Genomic DNA, 23,451 nt, shown 5'->3' on the forward strand with positions numbered 1-23,451 from the left:
GATGCCTTGCAGCTCCGAGGACGTGGAGCGCGCGATGGCCGGACAGGACGCGGTGGTGGTGGCGCTCGGGGTGAACGACAACCCGTTGAAGGTGCGGTTGCTCCACAAGTCCCGGACGCCCACCAACATCTGCTCCGAGGGCACGCGCCACATCATCCAGGCCATGCACCGGGTGGGCGTGCGCAGGCTCGTGGTGGTGTCGGCCTATGGGGTGGGGGAGACGCGCGCGATGCTGCCCTGGACCTTCAAGGTGTTCTACCAACTGCTGCTCAAGGAGCAGATCGCCGACAAGGAGCGCCAGGAGCAACTGGTGCGCAACAGCGGCCTGGATTGGGTCCTCGTCCAGCCGGTGGGGCTCACCTACGGGCGGCCCCATGGGGATGGTGTGCTGGCCTCGACCCGGGGCGAGGTCCATCACAACACCATCCCCCGGCGTGACGTGGGGCGCTTCCTGGCCTCGGCCGTGCAGGGCGGCCAGTTCCTCTTCCGGACGGTCGCCCTGTCGGGTTGAGGCTACCGCCCGTAGCCGCCGCTTCTCACGTCCACGAGCCGGCCGTTCTCGAACACCACCACCTGCATCAACTGGCGGGGGCCGAAGTTGTACGTCCACTCCTCGATCGTCTTGTAGACGATCCGCTCCTGGGTGGTGTCGGCCTCGGGGCCCTTCTGCTTCGTCTTCTCGCCCACGCTCTCGGTGCGGGTGTCCTTGCTCAGGGGCTCGCCGCACTTCATGAGGACCTCGGACTTGGAGGCTCCGTCCGAGGCGAGCGCGGTGCCACAGCGCAGCGTGGCCGCGTCACTGGAGGACGGGAGCAGGAAGAACGAGAGGGTGAGGGCCGTCAGCAGGGCTCGCATTCGGAGGGACTCCTTGGGTGTCTGGTCCGGGAGGGCGGGACGCGCCCTCCCCGGGAGATATTCATTCGCCCGGCGCTACTTCGCGGGCTTCGCCTTGGGGAAGGCCAGGTAGCCCTTCTCCGTGTACCAGGCCATGATCTCCACCTGGAGGCGCCCGGCCTTCACCGCAGGATCCTCCTCGGCGAGCTTGCGGGCCTCCTCCATCGTCCCGGTCTTGTAGAGGCACATCCCCCGGAAGGTGGGATCCTGCTGCTCACCGAAGGGCCCGGCGATGACCATCTTGCCGGACTCCGCCATGCGGTTGAGGTGCGCCATGTGCTCGCTCTGGATGCGCTCGACGGCGGGTGTCACCTCGGGCGTCCACGAGGGACCGCGGCGCAGGATGACGAGGTAGTGCTTCTCGAACTCCATCTGGGGCCCGGTCTTCGCCTTGTTCTTCGGGGCGGCCGCGGAGGGGGTGCCCTCGGCGCCAGCGGAACCGGCGAACAGGGAACAGCAGAGCAGGGCGGCCAGGGCCGCATGGCGGGAGTGGAAACGGGGAAGGGTGGGGGTGGTCATGGTGGCGCGGATCCTACGAATGCCCCCTGACAGTCCCTGGCTCCCGCGACCCCGGACCCCCTATCCTCATCGAGAGAGACTCATCGGAGGGACTGGCCATGGCTGAGCGGAGCGTGGGCTCGAGGCTGATGGTGTACGACCGCACTTGTGGCGGGCGCTGGGGTCTTCCGGGGCTCACCTCCTCGTGGCGGGTGGGCGGCGTGCTGTACCGGGCGCTCGGCCGGCTCGATGACTGGAAGGGCGTGGCGAGCTGGCCCGAGGCCCTCGATTGGTTGCTCGCCCGTTCGCACGAGGAGCCCATCGCGGAGATCCAGTTCTGGGGCCATGGCAACTGGGGTTGTGTGCTCATCGACCGGGTGCCGATGGACATCCGGGCGCTGCAGCCGGGCCATCCATGGCACGCGCGGCTGGCGGAGTTGCGCGAGCGGCTCGTGCCCGGGGGCAACGCGCTCTGGTGGTTCCGCACGTGCGAGACGTTCGGGACGGCCCGGGGGCATGTCTTCGCGAAGGCCTGGACGCGCTTCTTCGGGTGCCGCGCCGCGGGGCACACGTACGTCATCGGTCCCTGGCAGAGCGGGTTGCACTCGCTGGGCCCCGGTGAGGAGCCGCACTGGCCGGTGGAGGAGGGGGTGCCGGCCGAGGTGCGCTCGGGGATGCGGCACGCGCTGTGGTCGGGGCCTCGCGTGCCCAACACCATCACGTGTCTGCATGGCCGGGTGCCGCCGGGCTTCTGAGGCCCGAGCGCCTTGCCCTTGTCCACGGCCGCGCCCTCTGCGACGGTGCGCGGCCATGACGACACGACCCTTTCGCATCCTGGGCCTCCAACAGGTGGCCATTGGCGGGCCCGACAAGGCGCCCCTGCGCAAGCTCTGGGTGGACGTGCTGGGCCTCGAGCCCCAGGGCACCTACCGCAGCGAGCGCGAGAACGTCGACGAGGACATCGTCGTGGCCGGAGCCGGGCCGTTCCGCGTGGAGGTGGATTTGATGCAGCCGGTGGACCCCAATGGGAAGCCGCGCGTGCACGAGCCCGCGCTCAACCACCTGGGCCTCTGGGTGGATGACCTGCGCGGGGCGGTGGCGTGGCTGGAGGGGCAGGGCGTGCGCTTCGCTCCCGGTGGCATCCGCAAGGGCGCGGCCGGTTTCGATGTGACGTTCATCCACCCCAAGGGCAATGAGCAGTTCCCGCTCGGGGGCGAGGGCGTGCTCATCGAGCTGGTGCAGGCCCCGCCCGAGGTCATCTCCGCGTTCGACTCGTTCGCGAAGGCCTCCGCCGCGCACGAGCCGTAGGCCGAGCGCTCCCATGCCCGGTCGTCCCCGGCGGCAGGGCCCGCTCTCACGCGGGCCCGGGGGTGAGCAGGTTGTGGGTAGGGCCCTCGGGGCCCGATGCGGACAGGGGGCGCTCCCATGGCTTTGAACCTCGTCATCATCTTCGGCTCGGTTCGTTCCGATCGTCAGGGCATCAAGGCCGCGCGGTTCGTGCACAAGCAACTGGTGGAGCGGGGCCACACCGTCACGCTGGTGGACCCGCTGGAGTACCCGCTGCCGCTGCTCGATCGCATGTACAAGGAATACGCGAAGGGGTCGGCGCCGGAGCCACTCGAGCGCCTCGCGTCCCTGTTCCGGGCGGCCGATGGTTTCGTCATCGTCACCGCCGAGTACAACCACAGTGCCCCGCCCGCGCTGGTGAACCTGCTCGACCATTTCCTCGAGGAGTATTTCTTCCGCCCCTCGGCGATCGTCTCCTACTCCGGCGGCAGCTTCGGGGGGGTTCGCGCGGCCTCGCATCTCCGCGACATGCTGGCCGAGCTCGGGATGTCGGCCATCCCCAGCAGCTTCCCCGTCCCCAAGGTGGGCACCGCGCTCGACGAGGCGGGTGTGCCCGCGGATGCGGCGTACCTCAAGCGGTTCAACAAGTTCGCGTCGGAGCTGGAGTGGTATGCGCGGGCCTTGAAGACGGCACGGCAGGCGGGCGTGCCGTACTGAGACGGCGCCTCAGGGCTCGGGAGAGAGCGCCGCGTTGCGCCTCCACGCGGCCGGGGTGAGGCCGTGGGCGCGCCGGAAGAGGCGGATGAAGTGGGTGGCGTCCGCGTAGCCCACGCGCTCGGCGATGATGTCCACCTGCTCGTCCGTGCCCCGGAGCCTCCGCCGGGCCTCGGCCATGCGGTACTCGAGAATCCACTGCCCCACCGTGCGGCCCGTCTCCTTGCGGACCACGCTGGCCACGTGCGTGGCGGACCGTCCGACGGCCCGTGACACCTCCGTCAGGGACAGCGGCCCGAGTGCGTGGGCCTCGATGAACGTGAGCGCCCGCCGCGCCAGGCCCAGGCCCGCGGGGTCCGGGGTGGCCTCGAGGCTGTCCATCCGCTCCAGCTCGATCAACACCAACCGGAGCAGGGCGCTCACGGCCTCGTCACGGGACCGCTCATCGCCGTTGAGCTCGGACTCCATGAGCCGCATCCACCGCTCCAGGCGCTGCCGTTGGGCGGCATTCGGGCGGAGCACGGGGTGGCATCCGCTGCGGATCCGCAGCAAGGGGCCCAGCCGCAGGCCCTCGTGGCTCCCCCAGCTCGGGTCCTCGTGGGGAAACGCCTCCGGGTGGAACGCGAGCACCCACCCTTCCGCGTCACCGGGGTGCGGCGTTCCGTGCGGGTCTCCGGGCGGAATGAGGTGGACGTCTCCCGCTCGCAGCACCAGCTCGCCGCTGTGGTGGATCGTCGACTGGCCGCGCGTCACGAGGAAGATGACGGCATACGAATGGGTGAAGGTTCCCGCCCGAGGGGGACCCTGGTGGGAACGATTGTGGCCATAGGGCCCCACCCAGACCGGGAGCTGATGCCGCGCGAAGTCCTCGTGGGTCAGCGAGGGCTTCTTCGTTCCGCGCGGGGTCTTCCTCCTCGTCATCATGGCTTCGTAACGGCGGCGGGGCCCGGGCTCAACCTTCTGGCCACAGTCCGGCGGCTGCGTTCTCCATGTTGAGGGCGTGGTTCATCATGGCCGCGGCCATCGTTCCCGCCCCGGCCGCCATGCTCGCGGCCTGGAAGCGGGTCGTGAGATCTCCCGCCGCGTGGACCCCCGGAACGGAGGTCTCCATCTGCTCGTTGATGCGGACGAAGCCCTGCTCATCGAGCGCGACGCCGAGCCGCTGCACCAGCTCCGTCTGGCGCTGGTGGGGATGGGCGAAGAGCACCTCGCGCGCCACCCGCGTCCCGTCCTCCAGCTCCACGGCCTCGAGGTGCGCTCCATGCGCCCCGTGCCCGGTGCCGGGGAGGAGCCGGAGGATCTTCCGCTCCTCGACACGGACGCCGGCGCGCTCCAGCCGCTGGCGCTGCTCGGGGGGCACCTCCAGGAGACCCTGGGTGAAGACCACCAGGTCCCGGGACCAGCCGGTGAGGAAGAGGGCGAAGTCGAGGGCCGGTGCGCCCGTCGCGAGCAGGCCCCAGGGCCGATCCCGTATCTCCCAGCCATGGCAATACGGGCACTGGAAGATGCTCCTGCCCCACAGCTCGCGGTAGCCGGGCAGGTCCGGCAGCTCGTCGATCATGCCCGTGGCGAGCAGCACCCGGCGGCACTCCACCGCGCGTCCTCCCGCGAGCACGACCCGGAAGCCCGAGGCGAGGCGCTCCACGGCGGTGACGCGCGTGTCCAGGAGGATGTCCACACCGTAGGGCGCGAGCTGCTCGCGGGCGATCCGCCGGAACTCCTGGGGGGGCGTGCCGTCGCGGGTGACGAAACCGTGGATGCCCTCGGCCGCGCTGTTGCGGGGCGAGCCACCGTCACACAGGAGCACCTGCTTGCGGGCGCGCCCGAGCATCAGCGCCGCGCTCAGGCCCGCCGGGCCTCCACCGATGATCACCACGTCCTTCTGCTCCGCATCCGTCCTCATGGCCGTCCTCCCATGAGCAATGGATACGCGCGGGCCCCCCCCGGCGTCAGAGCGGATTGTCGCGCGGAATCGGCGGATCTTCCGGTGGGGCTGGAGCCGGGGATTCAGTGCCGCGAGGGCGCGACGTTCTCTCCGGAGAACCGGCGCAGGTCCGCGCGCAGGGCCTCGTTGAAGCGGAACGGGTCGGGGCAGCTCTTCGTTTCGCAGACGGCCAGGTAGTCGTTGAAGAAGGCGAGCGGGCCCCGGGCGGGATAGCTGCGCAGCCGCTCGGGTCCCAGTGCTTCCTCCAGCGTCCGGGCCATGTGGGCCCCCACCCGGACGAGCAGCCAGTCCTCGCGCGGCTCGTGGGCGGAAAGGAGGCGCTCACGTGCGGCGTCCGGCGCCCGCTCGATGGCGGCCCGGTCGAGCAGCCGCGTCACCTGGTCGAAGGCCTCCGGGAGCCCGCCCGTCCCGGGCAGCGTCCCAGGCCCGTGCGTGGCCCACCGGTGGTAGGCGAGCCCGTAGCCGAAGACCCGGTTGAGCCCCTCGTTCACCACCGCGTCCACCGTGCCCTGGCGGCGCGCGCTCAGCCGCGGCCCCGTGTCCTCCAGCAGCAGCTCGATGATGCCGTAGGCGATGCGCTTGAGCGAGGCGGCCTGGCCCTCCACGTTGCTCGTCAGGGCGATGGCCACGTCCTCTCCGGGCAGCAGCAGCAGCAGCGTGGACGTCTCCGGCTGTGCTCCCGAGTGCGCCACCACGTAGTGGCCCCGGAGCGGCCAGGTCGCGAAGCCCATGCCGTAGTCGGTGAGCCGTCCGTCCCGGGTGCTCATCGGCGTCTGCATCCACCCCGTGCTGGTGCGCGACACCAGCCGGTAGTCGAGCAGCGCTCCGCCGAAGCCGAGCAGATCCTCGATGGACGCGCGGGTGCCGCCTCCGGCGAAGCGGCCGGACACGTCGACGACCTTGGAGGCCACCCGCTGCCCCTCCCGGAGCCGGTAGCCCGCCGCGTGGTGCTCGTCGCGCGTGCGCCGGTCGTCCAGCGCCGCGTGCACCATGCCGGCCGGGCCGAAGACGTGCTCCTGGAGGTACTCGCCGTAGCTCTGCCCCGACACGGCCTCGATGGCGGCGCCGAGCAGGTTGTAGGCCCAGGTGCTGTAGAGGAAGCGGGTGCCGGGTTCGGCCTCCAGCTCGTAGCCCGTGACGAGCGCGAGCGCGCCCGCGCTGTCCACCGGTCCGCTGTCATGGCTGGGGCCGAAGCGGCCGTAGTTCGTCACGCCGCCCAGGTGTCCGAGCAGTTGCCGCACCGTCACCGGCCAGCGCTTCTCCGGCCACGCGGGCACCAGGGTGCGGATGTCGGCGTCGAGGTCGATGAGGCCCCGCTCCACGAGCTGCAGCACGGCCACGGCGGTGAAGGACTTGGTGATGGAGGCCATGCGCCAGGTGGTGCGCGGCGTCGCGGGCAGGCCCCGGGCCACGTCCCGCAGCCCGTAGGTGCCCACCCAGCGTTGCGCTCCCCGCAGCACGCCCACCGCGAGGCCCGCGTGGTTGGGCTCCCGGGCGAAGCTCCGCGCGCACGAGCGCGTCCAGGGCCCGCTGCACCTCCTCGGGGAAGGGCTGCTCCACCTCCGGCGCCACGACATGGGGGCGCTCGCACAGCGGCACTCCCGGCGGGGCCGCCCAGACGGACAGGCCCACCAGGAGGAACGGAAGCCACAGCCCCTTCACCCTGGGTCCCTCCGGGGCTCGTACCTGGCGTGTGTCTCGGCGGCTCTGATGTCGCGGTCCATGGTGCTCGATGCTGGCGCGCTCCACCGTAACCGGATTCGGGCCCGCGCGGGCACGTGTGGAGAAAACGGACAACGCGCCCGGTGGGCTGCCCCTTTTCTCCACGGCCTCCGGCACCCTTCAGAGGGCTGTCTGAAATGGAACACGTCTTGCTGAGGCGTGACGGGTTTTATCACCCGGGTCCTTGGAACACCAAGTTCCTCGGCTGAAAGGCACATTCATCATGAAGAGTCTGTTCAATCCCCTGATGGCCGCATCCGTCGTCCTGCTGGCTTCCGCGTGCGCGAAGGTGGAGCGGATCGAGGTGAAGCCGGCGAAGGTGGAGCTGTCCGAGGCCGGCCAGTCCGTGGCGCTGTCGGCGCAGGCCGTCACCGCGGAGGGCAAGGCGGTGGAGAAGGCGGAGCTCGCGTTTGCCTCCACCAACACGAAGGTCGCGACCGTGGACGCCACCGGCAAGGTGACGGCGGTGAAGAGCGGCTCGGCGAACATCTCCGTCTCCTCGGGTGAGGTCAGCGCCTCGGCCCCGGTGGAGGTGATCATCCCCTCGGCGATCCTCATCAAGGGCGCGCCCTTCACGCTGACGGGCCTGGACTCGGACGCGGTGGTGGAGGGCGAGGTGCAGGATGACGCGGGCCGTCCGGTGAAGGAGTCGAAGCTGGACTTCGCCGCCGCGGACGCCAGCGTGGTGCAGGTGGAGGGCAACCGGCTGGTGGCCAAGGGCGTGGGCACCGCGAAGGTGACGGCGACGTCCGGCAAGCTGACGCAGGAGTTCGAGGTCACCGTGAAGCTGCCCGACGTGGACGCGGTGGCCTTCGAGACGGTGCCGGCCACGCTGAAGGTGGGCGAGAGCGCGCCGCTCGCGGTGGTGGCCAAGGGCACGGACGGCGCCGCCATCAAGGGCGTGTCCTTCACCTTCACCACCAGCAACGAGAAGATCGCCACGGTGGACGCCGCCGGTAACGTGACGGCCGTGAAGGCCGGCGCGGTCACCATCAAGGCCGAGGGTGGCAGCAAGGCCACCGAGGCGAAGCTGACCATCAAGAAGAAGTAGTTACTTCGAGGAGGCCACGAACTCGAAGGACGCCGTGGCCTCCTGGCCCTCCCGCACCGTGACCTGGGCCGTCTTCGTGCCCAGCGTCTCGTGCCAGGCCTCGAGCGTGTACGTCCCCGGCGGCAGGCCCTGGATGGAGAAGGCGCCGTCCTCGGTGGTGGTGGCGAAGTAGGGGTGGGGGCTCATCACCACGAACGCCGTCATCCACGGGTGGATGTCGCACTTGAGGCGGATGACGTCCGCTTCCTTCGGAGGCTGGGCCTCCTTCGTCTTCAGCGGCGGCTGGGTGACGTTGAAGAGCTGCTTGCCCCCGGACACGCCGCGCACGTTGTGCAGCGTGCTGTCGCTGTTCATCAACACCAGCGGCTGGTTGATGACGGCGCCCTGGACGCGCGGCTTGTACATGCAGCGGTTCTGGTCCACCACCACCATGGAGCTCGGCGGCGTCGTGGGCTGGCCGGGCACGTTGCCCTGCACGCGCACCAGCACGTTGGCCAGCTTGCCGCCCGTCACGAGCACGGGCTGATCCACCAGCTCCATGCCGTCGCAGTTGGGATCCGTGCCCGGGATGATGGGGTTGGGCGCGGGGGGCTTGCCCTTGAAGGTGACGAGCCCGCGGACGGTGCCGCCACCCTGGGGGGCCTCGGCGGCCTCGTCCTGGGGCTCCGGGGGCAGGGGCGTGTCGGCGGGCAGGGGCGCGGCCTTGATGGTGGGCGCGGCCGGAGCCTGGGCGGCGGCGGGCGCGGCCTCGTCCTTCTTGCAGGCCGTCAGGGCGGAGAGTCCCACGGCACCGAGTACCGTCAGGCCCAGCGTACGCAGCTTCATCGTGCAGTCTCCTCACACTCCCAGTCCGCGGGGGGGTCGCGAGCCAGGGTGGGGAATGTCCACGCCTGTCGTAACAGAAAAGCGGGCTGGTGGGCCAATGGGGTGGGGGGACACCCTCAGGAGGTGGCAGGTAGGCCAGCGAGGGGGCGGGCACGGGTGCGCCGCGTCTTCACCTGGGGAGTGGGGAGGCGCGCCGGGAGCGGGGACCGGCCCCGCGTCCGCGCACGCGCTCGAGGAACGAAGGCAGGTCGCGCTCGAGGGCGGCGCACAATTCGCTGAACTCCCGCAGGGACTCGAGGCGCGCGCGGGCGGGGTGCTCGCCCTCCCCGAGCAGCCAGAAGGCCCTCGTCGGCCAGGCCCTTCGCGCTGGCGATGGCGGCCAGGCGGGTGCGCAGGACATTCTCCCAGGCGTCCGCCCGGAGCCGGTAACAATCCCGCCGCTCCAGGACGGGCACCCGCTCCACGAAGCCGCGCTCCGCGAGCAGCCGCGCCATGCTGCTCACCGAGGCCTTGCTGGCCTTCAGCGCCCCGGCCATCGCGTCCAGCGAGTCGCACCCGGACTCCGACAGCGCCAGCCATGCCAACATCCGTCCGGCGATGGGGGGCATGCCGAGCTGGTGGAAGAACGCGCCCAGGGACTCCCTCACCTGGGGCAGGGTGCGCCCGCCCGCGGAGGGGCGTCCGGCCGGGGGACGGCTCGTGTTCATCGTCCAGCTCCTCCTGGATTGTATTCAGGGACAACCCCATAGCATTCGATTGGAATCGAATGGCATTCAGCGCGGGGTGAATGTCATTCGGTGGGAATCAGATGACATTCGGATGTTCCTGAACGACGAAACGGGCTCACCCCGGCGGCGCGCTGGCCCCGGGCGTCACCCGTCCGCCGCGGAATCCGCGCCAGCGGACATACCGGGTGAAGTCGCGCTCGAAGGCGTCCGGCGCCAGCCCGATGGCGTTTTCGAAGGCCCGCGGGAACTCCTTGCCGCCATCCATCTCGCGCAGCACGCCGCGCACCGCGTCCTCGCCATAGCGCTTCACGAGGAACGCGAAGGCGTGGTGCGCCACGCCATAGATGAGGTTCGAATCGTCCCGGTACAAATCGCCCGGCCTGCGCACCGGATCACTTCCGGGCGTGCGCTCGAAGTGGCGGGCGATCTCCTCCAGCGACACCCACCGGTAGGATTGTTCCGCCGTGTACGAGGCCATGCCCTCGCGGAACCACAGGGGAATCTCCTTGTTCGTCCGCCGGTCCGCCGCCATCTGGTACATCACGCTGTGGGTGAGCTCGTGCAGCAGCAGTTCGTTGATCTGGGGCTGGGTGGCCCCGGCCGCGCCCCAGGTGGAGGGCGCCTGGACGAACACCTTGTCATACCGGCTCCAGGCGCGCAGCCAGTCGAAGCCGCGCGCCCGGACGGCGGCCTCCAGCGACGCGTGGTCGGGCATTACCTTGATGGTGACGGGCTCGCGCAGCGTGCCCCAGCGCTCCAGCCGGGGCAGGGCCTCCGTCACGGCCTGCTGGACCCGGGCGGCGTCCTGCTCCTGGCCGGGGGCGTAGTCGATGCGGAACCGGCCGGCGGGGCTCTCCAGGGCCACCGACTCCTGGAGCGCCGCCCCGGGGGCCGCGAACCGGCTGGAGGCGCAGCCCGACAGCAGCACCAGCACTCCCAACGCCACCTTGCGCATCTCCATGCTCATTCCACGTCCAGCCAGTGCAGCACCGTGCGGCCCACGTCCGCCACGGTGGCCAGGGAGTCCAGTTCCGGAGCTGGCGGACCGAAGTAGAGCACGGGCACGGCATTGAGGGTGTGGGATCGTGTAGTCAGATCCTCCACGTTCCCATGGTCGCTGCACACCAGCACCCGGGCCTCGGGCGGGCGGGTGGCGATGACGGCCCGGGTGAAGGCATCGAAGGTGTCCAGGGCCTCGCGGGCGGCGGCGAAGTCCTGGGCGTGCCCGGCCTCGTCCGCCAGGTAGTGCTCGAAGAAGGTGAAGTCCGCCTCTCCGGCGACGCGCCAGAAGACGGCGGCGGCCTCGGCCGGGGTGCGCCGGGGTGCGGACAGACTCCGGGCCCGGGCCTGCTCTCCGGTGATGTCATGGGTGAGGCCCTGGCCGGCCCGGGCGTCCTCCAGGGTGCGCAGGGGCACGTCCGCGGCGGCGAAGGCCAGGGTGCTGGCGGAGGCCTTCAGGCGCCGCAGGGCGGCCGGCGGCAGGGTGAACTCGGGGGGGCTGGCGGAGGGGCGCCGGGTGAGCTTCAGCGCGTCCAGGTAGGCCACGGGGTAGCTGTTGGCGAAGGTGGCGCTGCGGCCCGCCGCCACCAGCCGTTTGACGATGGAGTGACGCGCCAGCAGCTCGCGCAGGGGGGCGTCCGGGTAGCCCAGCACGTGCCGGCCGATCAGCACGGGGGCGGGGTGGCCGGTGAGGATGGCCGTCTGATTGGAGGCGGACTGTGGCCGCCCGGCCACGCCAAAGGTGGGGTCCACCGGGAAACATTGACCCCCTTCGGGAAGCGCGCGGGGGGCTTCATCCTGGAAGTGGGAGAGGAGATAGTCATGGCAGGCGAGTGGATTCGCCTCCGGCTCGTTTCGTCCGATGCCAACCCCATCGATGAAGAGGACCGCGACGCGCATTGCGCGCGACTGTATCCTGGCCGCAAGACACCCATGGCTCTCCACGGCGACTTCTCCAGCTTCCCCCTTCCTGAATTGCTCCAGTGGTTGGATAGCTCCCGCAAGACGGGCACGCTCCAGCTCCTCACCTGGGAGGGCGGCGAGCGCAAGCTCTTCCTGCTCTCGGGGCAGGTGCTCTCCGTCGCCCATGAGGGGCTGTGGGGGCGCATGGCCCGTGTGCTCTCCCTGGCGAAGCTGGCGGATGGCGCGGCGGTGCTGGCCGCCTTCAACTCGATTCCTCCGGGGACGGAGGACGTGGAGCCGATCTTCCGCGAGCACAAGGTGGATCCGAAGCTGGTGCGGGACCTGGTGCGCGAGGAGCTGCTCGGCTCCATGGTGGACCAGACGCGCGGGGGCCATGGCGCCTTCCACTGGACGGAGGACCTGGACCGCACGGGCGAGGAGTGGGGGCCCTGCGAGATGAGCCTCCGGGAGCTGCTCTTCGAGTCGCTGCGCTGGCTGGATGAGCAGCCGGATGTGGACCGGGTGCTGCCGGGAGACGCGCTGACGGTGCGCTCGCTGGTGCAGCCGAGCCCGCGCCAGCCGTTGCTGCACCGCATCCTGCTGACGATGTGCGCGGGCGGGCAGAACATGGGACGGCTGCGGCTGTCGCTGGGCCTGTCGCGCTCGAACATCACGCGCCGGGTATTCGAGCTGCTGCGGGCCAAGCAGGTGGAGGTGGAGGGCGCACCGGAGGTGGTGGTGGATCCGGTGAGCGACATGCTGGAGAAGGGCGCGGTACTCATCCGCGAGGGCCAGTACGACGCGGCGGGGCTGGTGTGCGCGAACCTGCTGTCGAGCGATCCGGCGGACCGGCGGGTGCGCGAGTTCGCGCGGATGGTGCAGAGCGAGCACGTGGCCGCGCTCTACGGGGAGCTGCCGCCGCTGATGGTGCCGGAGCTGCGGCCGGATCCGGAGGCGCAGTCGCTGCTCAAGCAGGAGGAGCGGCAGGTGGCGGGGCTCATCAACGGCTCCTGGGACGTGTCCACGCTGGTGCTGGCCAGTCCCTCGCGCGAGCTGGACACGCTCAAGACGCTGACCAAGCTGAAGCGGATGGGCCTGCTGCAACTGCGCTGAGCGGGCGGGAATGTTGGCCTCGCTCCGCCAGCGGGTAGGCTGCGGGGAGCGAGCGCGACGATGACCACCCTGACCCAGTCCCAGGCCGCCCCCCTGTTGAAGAAGGAGTTCCAGGAAGGGCGGCTCATCCCCTTCCTCGGTGCCGGTTTCTCCAAGCCGCTGAAGCTGCCGGATGGGAGCCAGCTCATCGCCTCCCTGGCGAAGACGCTCGGCTTCGAGCCCGAGCTGTTCGACATGCACGGCCGCTTCGAACAGCTCGCCGAGTTCTTCGCGCTCTCCGGGCCTACCCGCCTCAAGGAGCTGGTCTACAAGATGACGCGGAGCTTCGACTCCGCCGAGGCCGAGGCGCTCCGCAAGACGTCCCCCATGCACCTCGCCCTCGCAGCGCTCGACTGGCGGACCATCTACACCACCAACTACGACAGGCACGTCGAGGGGGCATTCGAGGACGCGAGCAAGCCGGTGTCGGTGCTGGCCTCCTTCGCGGACTTCCAGGGCCCACGCGCGCGGGACGTGTGCGAGGTCGTCAAGTTCCACGGCACGCTGGACCAGCCGGAAACCATCGTCCTGACCGAGAGTTCCTACTTCCGGCGGATGGCGCTGGAGGCCCCGCCGGACCAGCGGCTGCGCGCGGACCTGCTCTCCAACAGCTTCCTGTTCATCGGCTACAGCTTCAGTGACACCAACATCCGCTACATCTGGTACCGGATGAACCAGCTCCGCGAGCAGAGCCAGATGGGCGCGAAGCACGCCCAGGCCCGGCGGTGCTTCTTCGCCACCCACGGGGCCGGGCTCGTGCAGCCGGACATCCTCGAGCAGTGGAACATCGACGTCATCCAGCTCGACCCCACCGACAAGTCCGCCAGCGTCGCGAAACTTCTCGAGAGCATCGCCTGAGCGCGGAGCCTGCCCACCATGGCGCCTACCTGGTTCTACAACACCACCAATCCCGAGAAGCGGCGTGAGTTCCAGCATGTCCTCGGGGGCTCGGCACGGCTCGGCTACCTGACGGAGAAGGTGACGGAGATCCTCGACAAGGAGCTCGAGACGGTCATCCGGGTCAAGGCGATCGCGGCCTACCGGGCCGTCCGCGTGCCCGTCATCGTCGAGCATGGGGCGCTCTGCATCGATGCCCTCAACGGACTGCCCGGCGCGCTCGTCAAACCGTTCTGGGAGTCCCTGGACACCCGGCTCTGTGAGGTGGTCCCCGTGGGCCATCGGACGGCCCGGGCCCGCAGTGCCCTCTGTTACTGCGACGGCCGGGAGCGCCACGTCCTCATCGACGAGACCGAGGGAGAGATCGCCCCCAGGGCGCGCGGGACGGGCGGCTTCCACTGGGATCCGATCTTCATCCCCAAGGGGCAGACGCGGACGTTCGCGGAGATGAGCCTCGACGAGAAGCTGACCTTCTCTCCCTTTGGCAAGCTCCACGCGCGGCTGCGCCAGGAACTCGGGCTGTAGGCCCGGGGGCCGCTACTCCGCCGCGGGCGTGGGCAGTCCCGCGGCGTGGAGGCGCGAGAAGATCTGCATCAGCACGTAGAGCGCGAAGGCCGCGTCATCCACGCGGCTGCTCGAGCGCGCCGCCAGGGTCTGCAGCTTGAGCAGATCCGCCCCGTCCACGTGGAGCAGGTGGGCCTGGGAGCCCAGGGGGCCCTCGCCAGCGAATGCGAGCCCGCGCCGCGCGGCATCGAGGCAGGCCTGGATGCACGTCCCATAGTCCCCGGAGGAGAAGGCTCCCTCGGCGGCGCGCGCATGGTCGAAGAGGTCCGAGGGCGCCAGCGCGCTCGCGGGCCCGAGTGGCCGCTGGCCGGTGAGGGCCGGGGGCGCGACGGCGGAGGCCACGTGCACCTGGGGCTGCGGAACGATGGCCGGCATGCTGCGCGAGGGGCGCGCCACCAGGGTGGACGCCGGGGCCGCCGTGGGGGCCGGGGCGGTGGCGGTGGGCGCGCGGCCCGCGAGGTGCTGGCTGAGCTGGGCCTCCAGCCCTCCACCGCCGCCAGGCTTGGCGGCGCCCAGCGAGGGAATCGCCGGAGTCGCGGCACGGGGCGGGGGGACGATGCGCTTGACGCGCAGGTCCTGGATGACCAGCCGGGTGATGGCCTTGAGGGCGTCGAGCACGCCGCGGCCACTGAGGGCCTCGGTCTCGAAGTCGGGGACGTTGCGCGGGTTGAGCGCGGCCCGCAGCTCGGCCACGGGCAGCGCCTTGGGGATGTCCCGCTTGTTCCACTGCAACACCAGCGGGAAGCGCTCGATCCGGACGCCCTGCTCGAGCAGGTTCTCCTCCAGGTTGGCCAGCGACTCGCGGTTGGCGTCCATCATCTCCGGCTGCGAGTCCGCCACGAACACCACCCCATCGGCGCCCTGGAGCACCAGTTTGCGGGTGGCGTTGTAGAAGACCTGGCCGGGCACCGTGTACAGCGCGAGCCGCACCGTGCAGTCATTCACCCGCTCGACCTTCACGGGCAGGAAGTCGAAGAAGAGCGTGCGGTCTCCCTCGGTGGCGATGGACATCATCTCGCCGCGGTGCGCGGGGCGCACGGTCTCATAGACCTTGCGCAGGCTCGTCGTCTTTCCGGACAGGCCCGGTCCGTAGAAGACGATCTTCACAGCCACTTCGCGGGCCACCAGGTTCACGCTGCTCACGGTGTCAGCTTACCTAGAACGACTCGCCTCTTCGCGCCAGTTGCCGACGGCACATTCGCGGGGGTCCTCGAGAGGTGCTCGTTCGCCAGGAGGGCGAAGCACACGGCTTCCTTGGCGCCCTCGGGCAGCCCGAGCACGTCCAGGGTGCGGACAGGCAAGGGGGCCAGCCGGGCCGTCAGGCGCTCCATGAGCACCGGGTTCCGGGTGCCCCCGCCGGAGACGTACACCGCCTCCAGGGCGAAGCGCGGCAGCAGCCACTGCTCATAGGCCCGGGCGGTGGCCTCCACCGTGAACGCCACCGCCGTGGCCATCAAGTCGTACGGGCGCGTAGCACCGTGGCGCTCCCATAGCCGCTCCACCAGCGCGTCGCCGAAGCCCTCGCGGCCGGCGCTGCGGGGCGGGGGCAGGGCGAGGAAGGGGTGCGCGAGCAGCTCCGCGAGCAGCTCCGGGATGACGCGGCCCTGGCGCGAGAGGCTCCCGTCCAGGTCGCACTGGAGCTGGCCGCCGGTGACCTTCCGGGCCAGCCCGTCCATCACCATGTTGCCCGGCCCTGTGTCGAAGGCGATGGTGTCCTCGATGCGGTCGCTCACCACGCTCACGTTGCCGATGCCGCCGATGTTCTGCAGCGCCCGCGCCACGCCCGGCTTCCGGAACAGGGCCCAGTCCAGGTAGGGCACCAGCGGCGCTCCCTCGCCCCCCGCGGCCACGTCCCGGGTACGGAAATCACTCACCACGGGCAGGCCGGTGCGCTCGGCGATGACGGCGGGCTCGCCGAGCTGGAGCGTGGAGGGCGTCCCGGACAGGCTCGCCGGGAAATGGGCCACCGTCTGGCCGTGCGAGCCGATGACGTCCACGTCCTCGGGGCGCAGGCCCGCCCGGGCGATGACGGCCAGGGCGGCCTGGGCGAAGGCTTCACCGAGGGCGAAGTTGAGCTCGCACAGGGAGCGAGCGTCGTCGGCGGCGAGGACGCGCCGGGTGAACTCGGGGGTGAAGGGCTGGGAGACGTGGGCCAGGAGGGCGATGCGGACCTCGGGGCCGGTGCCTTCGACGCGGCACAGCACGGCCTCCACGGCGTCCACGCTGGTGCCAGACAGCAGGCCGACGCACAGGCGCGAGTTGGGGGCGGTCGGTCGCGAGCTCATGCCCGCAAGTGTAAAGCCCGGGCCCCCCATCCGCCGCCCCGGCGGTGGCGGAGTGTCAGCCTGGAGGCTTGGGAACCTTCCTACGTGCTCCGGGCGGGCTCTCCCGTGAAGCCCGGGGGCGGTGGCGGTGGCGGGGCGCCGGGGGCCGGGGTCCTCGCGGGAGGGGTCCCCGGGATGGGGGTCCCCGGAGCGGCCTCGGTCCTCTCCGCCGTGATGAACAGCTTGTTCATCACCCGGTCCATGATGGGACTGAGGAAGCGCTCCGCGGAGAAGCCCACCGCGATGATGAGGATGGCGTAGGTGCACACCAGGGCCTCGTTGTTCCCCAGGACGATGCGCAGGGCGGGCTGGAGCCCTCCCGGGCCCTGGAGCGGAGCGAGCGGGCCTCCCAGGGGCGTGGCGGTCTCGATGCTGAAGAAGAGCTGGGAGACGGCCAGCAGGTAGAAGAGGAACGCGGCGACGGCGCCGATGGAGGGTTTGACGAAGAGGTAGTAGACGAACTGTCTCCAGAAGGGGCCTCGCATGACGAGGACCGGTCTGTCCGAGAGCATGTTGGCCGTGATGGCGCCCCCCGCACCGAGCAGGATGAGCGACAGGGTGCTCATCGCCGAGCCCCTCCAGGGCACCTCGATGGGGCTCCGGAGGATGAGCCCGGCGAACTGCGCGGGCAGTCCGCCCACCAGGGTGAGGACGAACAGCAGCACCAGCAGGGTTCCGCTGAGGCTGCGGATCATCATGGTGAGGTCGAGCTGCAGGAAGTACCGGTCCGAGTGCCGGAGCACCAGCCGCAGCGCGCTGCGCAGCACCTGCCGGGCGTGGCGCAGCTTCAGCTCCTCTTCGGGCTTCAAGGCTTCCACCCGGTAGACGAGGCTCCGTGATGCACCGGACGGCGGTGCACAGGGGACCCGACTTCTCATCGCTCCCCAGCCACGTCGCACGCGCGATGGGCTCGTGGATGTTGCGCCGGAAGTTCTCCTCCACCATCAGCGCTTCCGTGGCGAGCATGTCGAGCGGGAGGAGGAGCAGCAGATCCGCGGAGATGCCGTGGATGAGCTCCCAGAACTGGCAGTTGTCCAGCGGGAGGCGCGGTCTCCAGCGCCGGGCCTCGAGCCAGCCCTCCGCCTGCTTCAGGCGCTCGCGCAGGTTCTTGATGACGCTGCGGGCCTGGAGGTTGTGCTGCCCCTCCTGTTGCTCCTCCAGGAAGCTCAGCGTGGACTCCAGGCTTCGCAGCTTCGCCCAACGCTTGCCGCCGCGGGGATGCGGCCGGGTGGCTTCCATGGGGGTCCTCCTCCTTGGGGGAAGAGGGCCCGCTCGCGGGATGTGACGCCCCGGGGCCCGGGGAAGGACGGGGGAGGGGGAGGGCCGTCTCCCTGCCCGGCCCCTGGGCCCGGGACGGACGTCTCCCGTTCACGGATGCACCGCGCGGAGGGCGAGTGCGAGCCGCGTCATTCCCGAGGGAGGGGACGCTGTCGACGGACGGGCTCCTGGATCAGCCGGGGGCTGTCAGCATCCACCGCTCCAGGTGCCGAGGCCCTGGAGGCGCGGGACCGCGTTCCCCGGCGCTCGCCTGGGGAGACACGAGGGGCGCTGGAGCCGGCTCACGCGGGCCCGAGGCGCCGGAGAGGGCACTCCCGAGACGCTCCTGCTCCTGTCGCCAGCGCCGGAGGCCGGGACACTCCGGAGGTTCGAGCGCCTGCGGCACGCGGGCGCACTCCTCCCGGGCAGGAGGACCCGCCGCGGAGCCTCCGGTTCCCGAATACAGGGAGAGCGGTGCCGTCGCGGGTCTCGTGCTCCAGGGTCTCCGCCTGAGCCCTCCGATGGAGTCCGCATGCCGGAACGCGGCGACGCGCGCGCTCGGAGTGCCCGGGGGGCGCTGCTCCAGCGCGGTGGGGCGGGAAGGGCGCTCCTCGCGGAGCCGGGTGAAGCGGGCGGCGAGCACGGTGCCACGCGGGCGCTGCTCGGCCATCATGAAGATGCGCCGACCCCGGACACTGGGCTCGCTCGGGGGAGGGGACTGGAGGGACGCCAGGCGCGGGGCCTGTTCCTCCTGGGCGCGTCCGCAGCCGCTCAGCTCATTGCCGGCCAGCGTGGCGGTGCCCCAACTCACGTGGATGCAGTCCGCGGCGGCGGCGCTCACCGAGGTGTTCTTCACGGCCGCGCTCATGCCCAGCGAGATGCCCTGGTGCGCCTGGGTGATGACGGCGCCGTGGATCTCCGTGCCGCGGCCACCGCGCACCCGGATGCCGTACCAGGAGCCACGGCCGCCCTGGGACGTGAGCCTCGACGGGGCTCGCCGCGGTGCCGCGCACCACCAGCGTCCCATCGACGATCAGCTCCACGCGCTGCGGATCCACGCCGGACTTCAGCGCGTCACTGGAAGCGGCGATGACCCGGACACCGGGCTCGAGGGTGAGTTTCGTGCCCCAGGCCACGGTGACATCACCCTGGAGCACATAGGGGCTGTCACGTCTCGTCCAGACGGTGGAGGAGGAAATGGTTCCCCGCACGTCCGTGGCGGACGCCAGGGCGGGAAGCAGAAGCAGAAGCAGCAGTACGGCGCGCATCACGGAGCCGATGCTAGTGCGCTCTCTTTCGACTCCTGCAGCGCCGTCCGGGGGGCGGGCGAGGGGGCTGGCGCCAGCCCGCGAATTCGGATGGGATGGAGGCGCGCGCTTGCGAATGGCCCGGAGCCGGGTTAGTTCCAGTACGAACCTTTCGGACCGTGACCTTCACGGTGCGAACCTTTCGGGCTCGAACGATGCCGACCCACTACAAAGGCAGTGCGCGGGAAGTGCGGGCGCTCGACACGTTCGTCAAGCTGACCCGTGCGACGGAGACGCTCGGGGGCCAGCTCCAGCGGCACCTGGCGAGCCTGGAGATCACCCCCCCGCAGTTCGCGGTGCTGGAGGCCCTGCTGCACGTGGGGCCGATGAACCAGAGCGAACTGGGCCGCAAGCTGCTGCGCAGCAACCCCAACATGACGGCGCTGCTGGACAACCTCGAGCGCAACAAGTGGATCCAGCGCGAGCGCAGCCCGGAAGATCGCCGGGTGGTGGTGGTGAGCCTCACCCCCGAGGGCCGGCGCGTCATCGAGCGGGTGTTTCCCGCCCACGCCGCCCACGTCGCGGCGCTGATGGGGGCCCTGAACGCCGAGGAGCAGGAGACGCTCGGCGCGCTCTGCAAGAAGCTCGGCCTCTCGCTCTCCGAGGGCTGAGCCTTCCGGGCTCCCCGCAACGAAGTTTCCGCTCGCGCATTTAGTTCCAGTACGAACCATTAGGGTTCGAAGTAAAAGGAGGCAGTCATGAGCACGCGTTCCGTCCTGAAGGTGGTGGAGGCCGTCCGTACCCTCGAGGGTGAGGGCTTCGTGGTGCGGAGGCCGTTCCCCATCCCGGGCTTCATGCAGTTCGATCCCTTCCTCCTGCTGGATGAATTGGGGCCGGTGGACCTGCCGCCGGGCGAGGCGAAGGGCGCGCCGGATCATCCCCACCGGGGCTTCGAGACGGTCAGCTACATCCTGGAAGGCAGGCACGAGCACGCGGACTCCGCGGGCCACGCGGGCCAGCTCGGCCCGGGGGACGTGCAGTGGATGACGGCGGGTGCGGGCGTGGTGCACTCGGAGATGCCCGCGCGCGAGTTCTCCCGGACGGGTGGACGCATGCACGGCTTCCAGGTGTGGGTGAACCTGCCCCGGCGCGACAAGATGATGCCGCCGCGCTACCAGGAGCTCCCCCTCCGCGCGCATCCCGGTGGCCTCGACGCCGGACGGCCGGGTGCGGGTGAAGGTGATTGCCGGCGAGTCGCTCGGCGCGCGGGCGGTCATCGACACGCGCACGCCGATTCAATACCTGCACTTCACGCTCGAACCGGGAGGCCGCTTCGAGCAGCCGGTGCCGAGGGATCACAACGCCTTCGCCTACGTGTTCGGCGGTGAGGGGACGTTCGGCCCGGAGGGGACGCGCGCGGTGGACGGGGAGGCGGTGCTGTTCGGCAACGACGCGGACTCGGTGGTGATGGAGAACACGGGGAACGAGCCCCTTCAGCTCCTGCTGCTCTCCGGGGTTCCGCTGAAGGAGCCGATGGTGCGCTACGGGCCGTTCGTGATGAACACCCAGGCGGAGATCCTCCAGGCGTTCGAGGACTACCAGAGCGGCAGGATGGGGCGGATCCACCGCTGAGCGGGAGCCTGGCCGTGGTGGCGACCGGAGTCAGAGGATGACGTCCGGCGCCACCCGGGAGGCTTGAGCTGCCCAAACTTCCTGGAGCGGGGTGGAGCCGTGCGCCAGCCCGCCCTCCCGTTGACCGGGTCTGGAGTTCCCTTCCAAGCTCCGTGCATCCGTTTGGAAAGAGACACACTCGCCCATGCGTCAACCCGTCAATCTGATCTCGCCCGAGTTCCGGGCCAACCCGTCCCCCTTCTACGCACGGCTGCGGAATGAGCCCATCCAGCAGGTGGAGCCGGGAGGACTCTGGGCCATCAGCCGCTACGAGGACGTGCAGTTCGCCCTGAAGAACCCGAAGCTGTTCACCTCGACGTTCATCCAGCAGTCCGCCAACCCCGAGTGGCTGAAGGGGGTGGGCAATCCCTTGTCCGAGTCGATCCTGGCGATGGATCCGCCCCAGCACACGCGGATGCGTGCCTTGGTGACCCATGCCTTCACGCAGCGGACGATCGCCCAGTTGGAGGCACGCATCCGCACGATGGCCAACGAGCTGACCGAGGACATCCTCCGCCAGGGGGAGGTGGACTTCGTCCAGGCGTTCGCGCTCCCGCTGCCAGCGTTTGTCATTGGTGAGCTGCTCGGCCTGTCCGCCGAGCTGCGGCCAAAGCTCCGGCAGTGGTCGGACGTCATCGTGAGCATCGCCGCCAGCGTCCCGGAGTCTCCCGAGCGGATCGCCTACGTGCGGAGCAACCTCGCGGAGTTCCAGACCTTCCTGCGCGAGGTCTTCGAGGATCGAAAGGCGCGGCCCCGCGAGGATCTGATCAGCGGCCTGCTGGCCGCCGAGGTGGAGGGCCGGCGTCTCACCGACCCGGAGCTGATGGCCTTTGGCACGGCGCTGCTGGTGGCGGGATTGGAGACCACGGTGCACCTGCTCAGCCAGCTGATGGTCCGGACGGCGCAGGCTCCGGAGCTGTTCACCCGCCTGCGTGCCGAGCCCGCGCTCATTCCCGCGGTGGTGGAGGAGGTGGTGCGCCTGGATTCGCCCGTGCTGCTCAGCGTGCGGCTCACCACCCAGGAGGTGGAGCTGGGCGGGGTGAAGCTGCCGGCCCATGTGCCGGTGGTGGTGCTGATCGGCTCGGCCAATCGGGACGAGCGGCAATTCGAGCGGGCGGAGGAGCTGGTGCTCGATCGCCGCACGCAGCACATCGGCTTTGGTTACGGTGTGCACTTCTGCCTGGGCGCGCCATTGGCCCGGATGGAGTCGCGCATCGCCCTGGAGACTTTGACGGCGCGCTGCCAGGGATTCGCCCTCACCGGGGGCGAGCTGAAGTGGAACACCGGATTTGGGGTTCGCGGACCGGCGGTCCTGCCCGTCCGCGCCATCCCTTGAGGGGCCGCTAGGGCTTGCCCAGCAGCTCCAGGGCGGAAGTGGTCAGGGTGGTGACGCCGGTGCGGAGGGTGCGCTCCCGGTCCGGCGCGAACAGGGGCGAGTGCAGCGAGGGCAGCGTCTCGCCCGCCGCCTTGGCCGCCGCGTGCCGCTTGGGCTCGACGGTGCCCAGCCAGAGCATCACCGCGGGGACTCCGGCGAGGCCGTACTCGGAGAAGTCCTCGCCGCCCATGACGGGCTGGGCCTCGCGGAGGTTCTCCTTGCCGAGCACCCGGGTGATGGCGCCGATCAGCCGCTTCGTCAGCTCCGGGTCGTTGTAGGTGGCGGGAGTCCCCTCGGTGACGGACACCTCGGGCTTGCGGGGCGCACCGGCCGCGGTGGCCTCGGCATTCACCACGCGCTCGATGCCGGAGAGCAATTGCTTGCGGACCTCGGGCTTGTAGGAGCGCACGGTGAGCTGGAGCTTCACCTCGTCCGGGATGATGTTGTGCTTGGTGCCGCCGTGGATGGAGCCCACCGTCACCACGGCGGGCTCGAGCGGGGACTTCTCGCGGCTCACGAGCGTCTGCAGCGAGAGGATGGTGCGGGCCGCGAGCACGATGGGGTCCACGGTGGTGTGCGGGTAGGCGCCATGCCCGCCCTTGCCGTGCAGCGTGATGTCGACGGAGTCCACGTTCGCCAGGGCGTAGCCGGACACGTACTCGATGGAGCCCGCCACGGCGGCGGCGCTGTTGTGGAGGGCGACGGCGAAGTCCGGCTTGGGGAAGCGCTTGTAGAGGCCATCCTCGAGCATCCCCCGCGCGCCGCTGCCCCGCTCCTCCGCGGGCTGGCCCACCATGACGAGCGTGCCGCGCCACCGGTCCTTGGCGCGCGCCAGGAGGGTGGCGGTGCCCACCCAGACCGTCATGTGGACGTCGTGCCCGCAGGCGTGCATCACGGACACGGTCTGGCCGGTGTCATCCCGGGCCATCGCCTTGCTGGCGTAGGGCAGCCCCGTCTTCTCCTCCACGGGAAGCGCATCCATGTCGGTGCGCAGCAGCACCGTGGGGCCCTTGCCGTTGCGCAGCACGGCCACCACGCCATGGCCGCCCACCTTCTGCGTCACCTCGAAACCCAGCTTGCGCAGCCGCTCGGCGAGCTTCGCCGCGGTCTTCTCCTCCTGGTGGGAGGCTTCCGGGTTCTGGTGCAGATCCCTGTAGAGGGTGTCCAGCTCGGGGTAGAGCCCGTCGAGCCCCTCGAGAGCGGGGGAGGGGGCCTTCGCGGCCCACGCGCTACCGGCGGGCCAGACAAGGGCGGTGAGGACGAGGGCGAGGAGGGGAAGGGATTTCACCGTGCGGTCTCCAGTCCGGGGCAGGGGCGCCGACTACAGCACGGCCGCGCCTTCGCTGCCCATTCCTCTCGCACGGGAGACCCGGGCCATGGAGTGGCCCGGGCCCGGAG

At 70.5% G+C, this 23,451-nt stretch carries 26 protein-coding genes; 12 read left to right on the forward strand and 14 right to left on the reverse strand.

Annotated features, from left to right (window positions below):
• Position 1: 1 nt before the first annotated feature.
• Entirely contained in the window at positions 2-511 is a 510-nt protein-coding gene (locus tag ACN28I_RS46680) for an NAD(P)-dependent oxidoreductase (protein WP_420948317.1), read from the forward strand.
• Between the two features lie 2 nt (positions 512-513).
• Here ACN28I_RS46680 and ACN28I_RS46685 read toward each other — a convergent pair whose 3' ends face one another.
• Positions 514-855 carry a DUF2845 domain-containing protein gene (locus tag ACN28I_RS46685; protein WP_420948318.1) on the reverse strand — a complete coding sequence of 114 codons (342 nt, stop codon included), beginning with the start codon at positions 853-855 and terminating at the stop codon, positions 514-516.
• 75 nt (positions 856-930) lie between these two features.
• Entirely contained in the window at positions 931-1,413 is a 483-nt protein-coding gene (locus tag ACN28I_RS46690; RefSeq protein ID WP_420948319.1) for a YciI family protein, read from the reverse strand.
• Between the two features lie 98 nt (positions 1,414-1,511).
• On the opposite strand from ACN28I_RS46690, the gene ACN28I_RS46695 reads away from it, so the two are divergent.
• From ACN28I_RS46695 to ACN28I_RS46705, 3 genes are all read left to right on the forward strand, one after another.
• Positions 1,512-2,147, forward strand: a complete 636-nt coding sequence (locus ACN28I_RS46695; protein ID WP_420948320.1) for a hypothetical protein — start codon at positions 1,512-1,514, stop codon at positions 2,145-2,147.
• Between the two features lie 55 nt (positions 2,148-2,202).
• The gene (locus ACN28I_RS46700; protein ID WP_420948321.1) at positions 2,203-2,700 is read left to right on the forward strand and encodes a VOC family protein; all 498 of its coding nucleotides are present in this window, start codon (positions 2,203-2,205) and stop codon (positions 2,698-2,700) included.
• A 117-nt stretch (positions 2,701-2,817) separates the two neighbouring features.
• Positions 2,818-3,396 (forward strand): NADPH-dependent FMN reductase, encoded by a 579-nt coding sequence (locus ACN28I_RS46705; protein WP_420948322.1) that lies wholly within the window; start codon positions 2,818-2,820, stop codon positions 3,394-3,396.
• Positions 3,397-3,405: 9 nt separating this feature from the next.
• Here ACN28I_RS46705 and ACN28I_RS46710 read toward each other — a convergent pair whose 3' ends face one another.
• From ACN28I_RS46710 to ACN28I_RS46720, 3 genes are all read right to left on the reverse strand, one after another.
• The gene (locus ACN28I_RS46710) at positions 3,406-4,317 is read right to left on the reverse strand and encodes a helix-turn-helix domain-containing protein (RefSeq protein WP_420948323.1); all 912 of its coding nucleotides are present in this window, start codon (positions 4,315-4,317) and stop codon (positions 3,406-3,408) included.
• A 28-nt stretch (positions 4,318-4,345) separates the two neighbouring features.
• A complete protein-coding gene (locus ACN28I_RS46715; RefSeq protein ID WP_420948324.1) occupies positions 4,346-5,296 on the reverse strand; it encodes an NAD(P)/FAD-dependent oxidoreductase in 951 nt (316 codons plus the stop codon).
• A gap of 104 nt (positions 5,297-5,400) precedes the next feature.
• Positions 5,401-6,915: a serine hydrolase domain-containing protein gene (locus ACN28I_RS46720; RefSeq protein ID WP_420948325.1), complete on the reverse strand. Its 1,515-nt coding sequence runs from the start codon at positions 6,913-6,915 to the stop codon at positions 5,401-5,403.
• Between the two features lie 368 nt (positions 6,916-7,283).
• Between ACN28I_RS46720 and ACN28I_RS46725 the strand changes: the two genes are divergently transcribed.
• The gene (locus ACN28I_RS46725; protein WP_420948326.1) at positions 7,284-8,111 is read left to right on the forward strand and encodes an Ig-like domain-containing protein; all 828 of its coding nucleotides are present in this window, start codon (positions 7,284-7,286) and stop codon (positions 8,109-8,111) included.
• Here ACN28I_RS46725 and ACN28I_RS46730 read toward each other — a convergent pair whose 3' ends face one another.
• The 4 genes from ACN28I_RS46730 to ACN28I_RS46745 form a co-directional block, all read right to left on the reverse strand.
• Entirely contained in the window at positions 8,112-8,936 is an 825-nt protein-coding gene (locus ACN28I_RS46730) for a carboxypeptidase regulatory-like domain-containing protein (protein ID WP_420948327.1), read from the reverse strand.
• Between the two features lie 116 nt (positions 8,937-9,052).
• On the reverse strand, positions 9,053-9,643 hold the full coding sequence (locus ACN28I_RS46735; protein ID WP_420948328.1) for a GbsR/MarR family transcriptional regulator: 591 nt from the start codon (positions 9,641-9,643) through the stop codon (positions 9,053-9,055).
• Positions 9,644-9,779: 136 nt separating this feature from the next.
• The gene (locus tag ACN28I_RS46740; RefSeq protein ID WP_420948329.1) at positions 9,780-10,631 is read right to left on the reverse strand and encodes a peptidase MA family metallohydrolase; all 852 of its coding nucleotides are present in this window, start codon (positions 10,629-10,631) and stop codon (positions 9,780-9,782) included.
• Entirely contained in the window at positions 10,628-11,563 is a 936-nt protein-coding gene (locus ACN28I_RS46745) for a metalloenzyme (RefSeq protein ID WP_420948330.1), read from the reverse strand. Before ACN28I_RS46745 ends, ACN28I_RS46740 begins: the two co-directional genes overlap by 4 nt.
• A 33-nt stretch (positions 11,564-11,596) precedes the next feature.
• Here ACN28I_RS46745 and ACN28I_RS46750 point away from each other — a divergent pair, with 33 nt between their 5' ends.
• From ACN28I_RS46750 to ACN28I_RS46760, 3 genes are read left to right on the forward strand one after another with little or no spacing between them, the layout of a single operon-like run.
• Positions 11,597-12,679 (forward strand): DUF4388 domain-containing protein, encoded by a 1,083-nt coding sequence (locus ACN28I_RS46750; protein ID WP_420948331.1) that lies wholly within the window; start codon positions 11,597-11,599, stop codon positions 12,677-12,679.
• A gap of 60 nt (positions 12,680-12,739) precedes the next feature.
• Positions 12,740-13,576: an SIR2 family protein gene (locus tag ACN28I_RS46755; protein WP_420948332.1), complete on the forward strand. Its 837-nt coding sequence runs from the start codon at positions 12,740-12,742 to the stop codon at positions 13,574-13,576.
• An 18-nt stretch (positions 13,577-13,594) separates the two neighbouring features.
• Positions 13,595-14,140, forward strand: coding sequence for a non-canonical purine NTP pyrophosphatase (locus tag ACN28I_RS46760; protein WP_420948333.1), 546 nt, complete (start codon positions 13,595-13,597; stop codon positions 14,138-14,140).
• A 12-nt stretch (positions 14,141-14,152) separates the two neighbouring features.
• On the opposite strand, the gene ACN28I_RS46765 is transcribed toward ACN28I_RS46760, so the two are convergent.
• The 4 genes from ACN28I_RS46765 to ACN28I_RS46780 form a co-directional block, all read right to left on the reverse strand.
• On the reverse strand, positions 14,153-15,322 hold the full coding sequence (locus ACN28I_RS46765) for a GTP-binding protein (protein WP_420948334.1): 1,170 nt from the start codon (positions 15,320-15,322) through the stop codon (positions 14,153-14,155).
• Complete coding sequence (locus tag ACN28I_RS46770; protein WP_420948335.1) at positions 15,319-16,464, reverse strand: anhydro-N-acetylmuramic acid kinase; 1,146 nt, start codon at positions 16,462-16,464, stop codon at positions 15,319-15,321. The genes ACN28I_RS46765 and ACN28I_RS46770 overlap by 4 nt, the downstream gene beginning before the upstream one ends.
• A gap of 80 nt (positions 16,465-16,544) precedes the next feature.
• Positions 16,545-17,312, reverse strand: a complete 768-nt coding sequence (locus ACN28I_RS46775; RefSeq protein ID WP_420948336.1) for a hypothetical protein — start codon at positions 17,310-17,312, stop codon at positions 16,545-16,547.
• A 641-nt stretch (positions 17,313-17,953) separates the two neighbouring features.
• Complete coding sequence (locus ACN28I_RS46780; RefSeq protein WP_420948337.1) at positions 17,954-18,787, reverse strand: hypothetical protein; 834 nt, start codon at positions 18,785-18,787, stop codon at positions 17,954-17,956.
• Positions 18,788-19,222: 435 nt separating this feature from the next.
• On the opposite strand from ACN28I_RS46780, the gene ACN28I_RS46785 reads away from it, so the two are divergent.
• The 4 genes from ACN28I_RS46785 to ACN28I_RS46800 all read left to right on the forward strand — a co-directional run bounded on the left by ACN28I_RS46785 (position 19,223) and on the right by ACN28I_RS46800 (position 22,014).
• Entirely contained in the window at positions 19,223-19,678 is a 456-nt protein-coding gene (locus ACN28I_RS46785) for a MarR family winged helix-turn-helix transcriptional regulator (protein ID WP_420948338.1), read from the forward strand.
• Between the two features lie 87 nt (positions 19,679-19,765).
• Entirely contained in the window at positions 19,766-20,395 is a 630-nt protein-coding gene (locus ACN28I_RS46790; protein WP_420948339.1) for a pirin family protein, read from the forward strand.
• The gene (locus tag ACN28I_RS46795; RefSeq protein WP_420948340.1) at positions 20,352-20,639 is read left to right on the forward strand and encodes a pirin-like C-terminal cupin domain-containing protein; all 288 of its coding nucleotides are present in this window, start codon (positions 20,352-20,354) and stop codon (positions 20,637-20,639) included. The genes ACN28I_RS46790 and ACN28I_RS46795 overlap by 44 nt, the downstream gene beginning before the upstream one ends.
• Before the next feature lie 184 nt (positions 20,640-20,823).
• Positions 20,824-22,014: a cytochrome P450 gene (locus ACN28I_RS46800; RefSeq protein WP_420948341.1), complete on the forward strand. Its 1,191-nt coding sequence runs from the start codon at positions 20,824-20,826 to the stop codon at positions 22,012-22,014.
• 7 nt (positions 22,015-22,021) lie between these two features.
• Here the strand turns inward: ACN28I_RS46800 and ACN28I_RS46805 are convergent, their stop codons facing one another.
• A complete protein-coding gene (locus tag ACN28I_RS46805; RefSeq protein WP_420948342.1) occupies positions 22,022-23,341 on the reverse strand; it encodes an amidohydrolase in 1,320 nt (439 codons plus the stop codon).
• Positions 23,342-23,451 lie beyond the last annotated feature (110 nt).

The organism is Archangium gephyra (genome assembly GCF_049060025.1).
GTDB classification, from domain to species: Bacteria; Myxococcota; Myxococcia; order Myxococcales; family Myxococcaceae; genus Archangium; species Archangium gephyra_A.